Source organism: Vibrio sp. 10N.261.52.A1 (genome assembly GCF_002876325.1).
Taxonomy (GTDB): domain Bacteria; phylum Pseudomonadota; class Gammaproteobacteria; order Enterobacterales; family Vibrionaceae; genus Vibrio; species Vibrio chagasii.
The window spans coordinates 1-7,697 of sequence record NZ_MCYD01000740.1; the positions used below are offsets into that span (position 1 = coordinate 1).

Below are 7,697 nucleotides of genomic sequence, written 5' to 3' on the forward strand. Positions count from 1 at the left end.
TGCTTAGCAATGATACATTTTAGCTCTCGGCTATATTTGGACATAAAAAGACCCCCAATAATTGGTGTCCAACTATTGGGGGTCAGTTCATATCGCGGCTTTTTGTTATTTGTAGCCACATCGCTCTCGGGAATGGTTCAGTGGCTGTTGCTACTCAAGAGTTAGCTTATTCCTTGGGAAGTGGCTCGACGGTTAGCCGAGCCAGTTACCGATTAAAGTTTTACTTCTTGGTGCTTAGTTTTCGGTAAAGAAATACTTAACAGGAAGTAACCTAAGATAGCTGCAGTCGTTGAACCCATCAGGATACCTAATCGAGCAAGCGTATCGAAATCTGCGTTTGTAGGGCCAAATGCCAGCGATGAAATAAAGATAGACATCGTAAAGCCGATACCACACAACACAGATACCGCGAAGATATTCATAAAGTTCACACCTTCTGGAAGCTTAGCTACACCTGTTTTAACAGCACCCCAGCTGAATAGGAAGATACCCAGCGGCTTACCAACCAGTAGACCCAAAGCGATACCAAGAGGTAGCATGCCTGTCAGGTTTGAAATTGAAATACCTTCCAGTGAGATACCTGCGTTTGCAAATGCGAAGATTGGCAAAATTACAAAAGCTACGTATGGGTGCAGTGCGTGCTCTAGGTGTTTCAGTGGAGAGTGCTCTCCTTTATTGCCTTTCAGTGGGATAGCAAAACCAATTACTACACCCGCTAATGTTGCATGAACACCAGACTTCAATACTGCGAACCACAGAATAGCACCAACAATCAGGTAAGCGCTCAGTTTAGTCACATGCTTGTTGTTTAGCATGAACAGCACACCTGTTGCGATGAAACCAACGGTAAGTGCAAGTGTTGATAAGTCACCTGAGTAGAACAATGCAATGATAACAACAACACCTAGGTCATCGATAATTGCTAGAGCCAGCAGGAACACTTTCAAGCTTACAGGTACGCGGTTACCAAGAAGTGCCATGATACCTAACGCGAATGCGATATCAGTTGCAGCTGGGATAGCCCAACCTTGAAGCGCTTCAGGGTTACTAGCGTTAAATAGCACGTAAATAAGTGCAGGAGCCAACATACCACCTACCGCAGCGATAGCCGGGAAGATAGCAGTCTCTTTAGACTTTAATGCGCCTTCTAAAAGCTCACGTTTAACTTCTAAGCCAATTAGAAGGAAGAAGACAGCCATTAAGCCATCGTTGATCCAGTGAGACACAGACATACCGAGAACGTAACTGTGCAGGACGCCCTGGTACATTTCGTTCAGTGGTGAGTTTGCTACAAACATTGCGATCGCCGCAGCGATAACTAGGATGATGCCGCCAGCAGATTCCATTTTAAAGAAGTCACGGATGACGTCGGTCATGATTTCGCCCTTATATTTATTATTTAAATAAACGAATAACAAAGAATAACCATGAGTTTATATCCAAGCTTTATCGATAGATAATCACTTCTTTGGATGTTTAACTTCGGTTTTTCCTACAAATACTAAACAATACGTCGTATATTCCATAATGTTGTTATGCACCATGAATTAAGTATAGATGAGTTCATCGAACCTGTATGCACAATTCATTGCATGCAGAGAAAAGTAAGTGGCACAAAAAAAGGCTATCAAATGATAGCCTTAGGTGTTTTTTAGTAGCCGGTAAGCTGCATAAAGCCGGTTGCCTCATGGCTTCCGCTGGCCATGATTGGCCCTTCCCAATATGGTATGACAAATGGAAGCCACATATCTCGACGTATAATGCGCGTAGTTAGGTTGATATCATGCTTAGGCACGTTAATGATCCACTGGAGCGGCATTCGTCTGCCATTCATTAGCGTTGTGTTCTGCAAAGGCTGAATCGAGATATCCGATTCCGTTAACTGGTAAACCTTGCCAGAACGAGTGGCTAACGTCCCGAACACATAGGGTAACTGCTGATTATGGCGATAGCGGTTGATGCTCAGTGCTGTACCGTCATCAAGGTTAAACACAAACCAATCCCAGCCTTGCTGACCGGCTCCAAGTAAGCCACTGCCCCACTCTTTGTGGACCCACGCTGTGCCTTCTACTTCCTTAGCTACGCCATCAAGATTCAGTACACCACTCAATGATAAAAACGGCGCGTTAAAGTTGTACGACGCGACAGGTAGCAAATCATGCTTTTTCTGATAACCGTTCTCGCCATTAAGTACATATGGCCCTTTCGCCACTGTATCTAATTGCAGCCCAAACGTATCCGTTTGTAATTGTAGACGACCAGGAAACGGTGTATTCCCCAGTGAGCGCCAGTTCCAATTATCAATCCAAATTCTAAATGGGCGACTGGTCATTCCCGCTTGGCCAATGCCACCACGAGCTATTCTCTGCTCTTTCCACACTTTGGATTTAGAAGAGATCACCACGTTCGAAATGTAAACTTGTGGGCTCTGCCATCCCGGCGTTTCACGTTCATCCGTTGCAATGCGGAAGAAGCTCCACTGAACTGAATATTCTTTGCCATCGTCCCCTTTCAAAGACGCAAAATAGTGCCACCACTCGTGCTGAAATTCCGGGTGGAACTTGAAGTCTCGTGGAAGTGATACGCCTCGGTCAGGCAAGACAGGTTCAAATACATTGAAGTGTTCGCTGACCAACACCGAATTAATCTCGTTGACTCCTTTCTCGCCAGGGTCGACAAAATAAGAATAGTAGCCCCAAACACTCAAAAAGATGCCAAAGAAACTGATCAACAACAGGGATGATAGAAATCGGTGTCTTAACTTAGTTGAGCTATTCCTTAGAAACATATTAAAGCGCATCCCTTAATGATTTCATCGGTGTGTTCCGAATCATTCTCATCACTGGTAAAGCACCAGCTAACATCAATGCTGCCATTGCCCAAGCAAATGTCTCGAAATAGTCCCAAGGAAGCACTTGTAGCTCGAGTGACCAGCCAAAAGACTGCTTGATAACGATATCAACAATCAAGTTCGCCAACGCTAAACCAAGTGGAACTGCGATTAACGAAGAGATAAGCCCAAACACAAACAGCTGCAAACTTCCGGTAAGGATCAACTCTTTCGCCGATACGCCTAAACATCGTTGCAACGATATATGCCTTTGTCTTGAAACCTCACCAGCGACCGTCGCAAAGAAAATACCGAACACGGCGATTACCAACGTGATATTACCCAAGGTATCGGCAATGGCGAAGGTTCGATCAAACACGCGCATCGCCTGGCTATGAATATTGTTGTTGTCAAAAATACGCTCAGAACCAAGCCTAAATACACTTTCCAGCCTGCTTCTCAGCCCAATAGCATTCACATCGTCTTTTAGTATTACACCCAGTCCGACATTACCACGACCTGCAAAACCGTATAACCAGTTTCGATGTGACATCATCACTTGGTGGTAAGGGTTGCCATAATCGTAATACACACCGACAACCTGCCAACCAGAGCCTAGGTTGTCGTATAGATCAATATAATCACCAGGGCGAATCCCCAACTTGAGTGACATGGATTCGCTGATCAACACACCTTTAGAGTGATGTAAGTGATACCAATAATTCGGGATGCCGAGTTTAATCGTTAACGCTTCAAGCTCGCCCTCTGAAGGCCCGGTGCTCACCACTTGAATACTGCCCACTGGAGAAGCGACATCTTTTTCCCAGCGCCACCACACAGAATCAACTTCTGGCTGCTCTGACAACCAGTTACTCATACGTGCTGCTGCGTTGTTTGTTGGGTATATATAGAGGTCTGCGGCCAATCGCTGTGTTAACCATTTGTCCGTAGTGTCTCTGAAACTACCAACCATAGTTTCTACACCAATGTTCGCGGTTAATGCCAACATAAAGGCCATAGTCGCAACACCACGGTAGCTCATGCTTGATGCTGCGTCCGCGAAGAACCAGCGAGCACGAACCCAACGTAATGAATAGGAGAGACTGTTAAACAGTTTCCACATCAAAAACGGCGTAAACAGAGCCACACTCACCAGCATTAGCGCAATGATGGCAAAACCTGACTCTTGAGTTTGTGGCGCTTGGTAAACCGCAACAGCAGCAACAAGGAAACCACAACCTATCAAAGCTTGCCAAGTGAACTCAGTGCCCGCGAAACGCATCAGGGATAAGCGAGAAGACAAACGAATCGGCTGAGATTTGAGTAAGCGAACCAATGGCCATGCACACGCCAAGAAAGCACCAATCAATGCCATCATTAAGCTGTAGCCGCTCCAACGCCAATTCCAGTCAATCGTTAAGCCAACATTGGCGTCATATAAATCACCAAGGCTAGAAGACACCGCTGGCAACAGTTGGTTTGCAAGCATCAAACCAAAGACATTACCGCAGATCCAACTCAGTAAAACCAGAATCAATAGCTCTAAACATAGCGCTTTAGTGAGCTGCCAACCCGATACACCGGTTTGTCTTAAGATCCCCACTAACGGCTGACGTTGGATAAATGATAACGACATCGCTTGGTAGAAAATAAATAAGCCCACAACAAAGGACAGCATCCCCATCGCTTTTAGATTTAAGTGGAAGGCATTAGTGAGTGACTCAAGTTCTGCTTTAGAGCTACGCGAAATCGTCAAGCCATTCGGTAGCATGCTCTTGAGTCGTTCAAACTTTTCGGTAGACATGTCTGAGCACGCAATGACCGACAAACCAGCGCTGCGTTTCAGCATTCTAAGTAGCGAGATATCGGCAATCAGCCTAGTACCATCAATGATGTTGTTTTGATCAACCATTAATGGGCCAAGCTCAGAACCATCCATAAGGTGGATGTAGTCACCGTTCTTCCACTCCATGTGTTCAGCAAGATCGTCGCTCACAAGGATTGGGTACGGCGGTTTCATCAGGTTCAACGTATTAAGATCTTTTAACGCCACGCCCGGTTGCAGTTGAAGCATCGAAACAGGGTCGATACCAATCAACATAAAATTCGCGCCGTTTTCATCAGTGATACGATGGTGATCAAAAGGAGAGCACTGTTGAAAGCCTTCACGGCGAAGCTGGATGTAAAAACCTTGCGGGATTTTATTGGCGTTGTGTTTTGGTCGAATACGGTAAGGAAGAGGATTCGAAAAGAGTTTTTCGCCATGAGCATAACTTTGCTTGGCGTGTTGATTGATAGCAGTAACACCAACCAATAGTGATACGCCAAGAGTTAAGCCTAGCCATACCAAGATAATTTGTAGAGGGTAACGTCGATAGTGACCGAGTAGCGCCTTAACTACGGGCCATAACATGCAGCTGTCCTCCTTGTAGGCGGATCCGGCCGTCCATATGCAGGGCAACTTTTTCACTGTGCGTTACCAACAGTAGCGTACATTCTAATTGGCGAGCTAAAGAGGTCAGCAAGCGCATTACCGCTTCTGCGTTACGCTCATCGAGGCTACCTGTCGGTTCATCAGCCAATAAGATTTTTGGCTCCATATACAAGGCTCGAGCGATCGCGGCACGTTGTTGCTGACCACCTGATGCTTCCTCTGGGTAACGACCAAGTAGAGGCATAAGGTCTAAAGCAGAAAGAATCTGTCTCCACAAACCTTTATCTTCAGGTAAGCCTTTTAGTTGACGGCAAAAACGGATGTTATCTGCGATATTCAACGTTGGTAATAAGTTGAACTGCTGGAAGATATGACCAATGTTGTTTCGACGATAAGCGGTACGTTCACGCTCGGTAGAATCGTGCATGTTGAAGTTTGGAAAAACGATTTCGCCAGAGTCAGCGAGATCCAAACCTGCAATTAGGTTAAGTAGAGTACTTTTTCCTGAGCCGCTTTCGCCCATTAATGCGAGTTGGTCACCTTGATTCAATGTCAGTTCAGCACCTTGCAAAACAGGGTGGAATTCCCCCCCATCAACATAGCCTTTACACAGGTCTGACAGCTTTAACATTCAACAGCTCGCATTAGTTAGAATTTGGAAGGAGAATCTACACTAATTCCCTGTTAGGAGGAAGTATTTTGAAAGATAGATCACATGCCAACGATAAAGTGATGCGATTGATGCGCCCTACTTCAACTTCCTATCAAGTTTTTAATCCATTTTCTTGTTTTCATGCGATACAGCGAACCGCTCCACTTAATCACCTCTTCAGTGAGGAAAAGTAAGTACACCCACTCTGGTGGAAATTTAAAGTAGATGGCCGCGACAGCCGCTAGCGGAATACCAATCACCCACTGTGCTATCAAATCTTGGTAGAGGCAGAACTTAACGTCGCCCCCCGCTCTCAACACACCAACAATCACCGTCATAGGGATTGAGCGAATAACAATACCGACACTGAGGATCAGAATAAACTTCTCAGAAAGTGCTCTAGTTTCTTCCGTTAATGCACTAAACGCGTTCAAGATTGGTGTTTGCACAAAGTAGAGGAAAATCGCGACCACAATACTGGTTAAGAAACATAGGATAGTAATACCGAGCGCTTGATAATAAACCGCTTCATTGTTTTTGGCGCCGAGTTGGTTCCCCACCAATACCGCAGCTGCGTTCGACATCCCTATCAATAAGCTCAATGAGATAGATTCAACAGGTGTCATCACCGAAAGCGCCGCTAAGCCTTGCACACCGGATTGTCCCATGATGGCGTGATAAGCGAACAAGCCACCAGCCCAAGCTAAGAAGTTGAAGGTTGTAGGCAGCGACAACTTCAAGAAGCGAACGACTTTATCTACCGTCGCAGCAGCTTTGATGTCACAGAGCCCAAAAGCGAGTAAGTGTTTAGAGAAATAGAGGTAACCAAACAAGGTCGCCACTTCGATAGCGCCACTTAATACCGTGGCTATCGCAGCACCTTTGATACCCAGAGCCGGAAAACCTAGATTACCGAAGATCAGCACCCAGTTTAAAAACACGTTGGATAGGATACCAATACCACTGAAGAAGGTACTTAGCCCGGGTTTGTGCATCGCTCGTAAGCCCACGGCCATACTACTAACGCACGACACCGCCAACATACTAAAAGAGGTAATGACGATGTACTCAACACCTAAACTGATCACTTCTTGAGAATCGGTCGTCACACCCATGATTTGAGCAGGGAAAGAGACAAAGAAGACAATCGTCAGAAGAGCAAACAGGGTCGAAACCAACCAGGTTAATGCGGTACTTTCCCTTACCCCTTGTCTATCACCAGCTCCCCAATACTGAGCAGTAAGCAGAGCACCACCAGTGGTCACACCCACCAGCATAATAGTCGTCACAAACATCGCTCGGCTCGCGACACCAACTGCCGCAATATCAGCTTCCCCAAGCTGGCCTAGCATCAGCACATCCACCAAGCCTCGGCTTGAAAACATAATACTCTGCAAGGTGATTGGCAAAGCAATGGCAATCAGCCTGCGAACAAAATCGCCGCGTGTATGATGAATAATTGAAGAGAGCAGCATAGGCACACCTGAACGGAACGTGTTGATGGCAATGGAATTATTCTTTCAGTATATCAATGTTCGAAATTCAACCATACATAAATCATACTGAATGCATAAAATTCCGTATAACGTCTTTGACTGTCTCACTCATCCAATCTAAGCAAAATAAACGTGCTACTCCAGGCTTGAAAGTCGAATCATTTATCAAGCAAACCATAAAAGGTAAATATCAAACATACACCATATATAAAATGCCCAACTTAATCCGGATTACCGCTAAATTGATGGAAATCAAAGTTAGTCCCGATGTTTATTTCATTGAAT

The 7,697-nt window shown here is 45.3% G+C and carries 6 protein-coding genes; 1 reads left to right on the forward strand and 5 read right to left on the reverse strand.

Annotation, left to right across the window (positions count from 1 at the left end; genetic code table 11):
* Positions 1-212: 212 nt before the first annotated feature.
* The 5 genes from nhaA to BCT81_RS15165 form a co-directional block, all read right to left on the reverse strand.
* Positions 213-1,376, reverse strand: coding sequence for a Na+/H+ antiporter NhaA (nhaA, locus tag BCT81_RS15145; RefSeq protein WP_102424963.1), 1,164 nt, complete (start codon positions 1,374-1,376; stop codon positions 213-215).
* 275 nt (positions 1,377-1,651) lie between these two features.
* Positions 1,652-2,800 carry a lipocalin-like domain-containing protein gene (locus BCT81_RS15150; protein ID WP_102424964.1) on the reverse strand — a complete coding sequence of 383 codons (1,149 nt, stop codon included), beginning with the start codon at positions 2,798-2,800 and terminating at the stop codon, positions 1,652-1,654.
* Positions 2,790-5,243: an ABC transporter permease gene (locus tag BCT81_RS15155; RefSeq protein ID WP_102424965.1), complete on the reverse strand. Its 2,454-nt coding sequence runs from the start codon at positions 5,241-5,243 to the stop codon at positions 2,790-2,792. Before BCT81_RS15155 ends, BCT81_RS15150 begins: the two co-directional genes overlap by 11 nt.
* Positions 5,224-5,895 (reverse strand): ABC transporter ATP-binding protein, encoded by a 672-nt coding sequence (locus BCT81_RS15160; RefSeq protein WP_004741308.1) that lies wholly within the window; start codon positions 5,893-5,895, stop codon positions 5,224-5,226. Before BCT81_RS15160 ends, BCT81_RS15155 begins: the two co-directional genes overlap by 20 nt.
* A 122-nt stretch (positions 5,896-6,017) precedes the next feature.
* On the reverse strand, positions 6,018-7,391 hold the full coding sequence (locus BCT81_RS15165) for an MATE family efflux transporter (protein ID WP_102424966.1): 1,374 nt from the start codon (positions 7,389-7,391) through the stop codon (positions 6,018-6,020).
* Between the two features lie 56 nt (positions 7,392-7,447).
* Here BCT81_RS15165 and BCT81_RS29605 point away from each other — a divergent pair.
* The coding region (locus BCT81_RS29605; RefSeq protein WP_206748013.1) for a hypothetical protein at positions 7,448-7,697 on the forward strand (250 nt) is incomplete at its 3' end.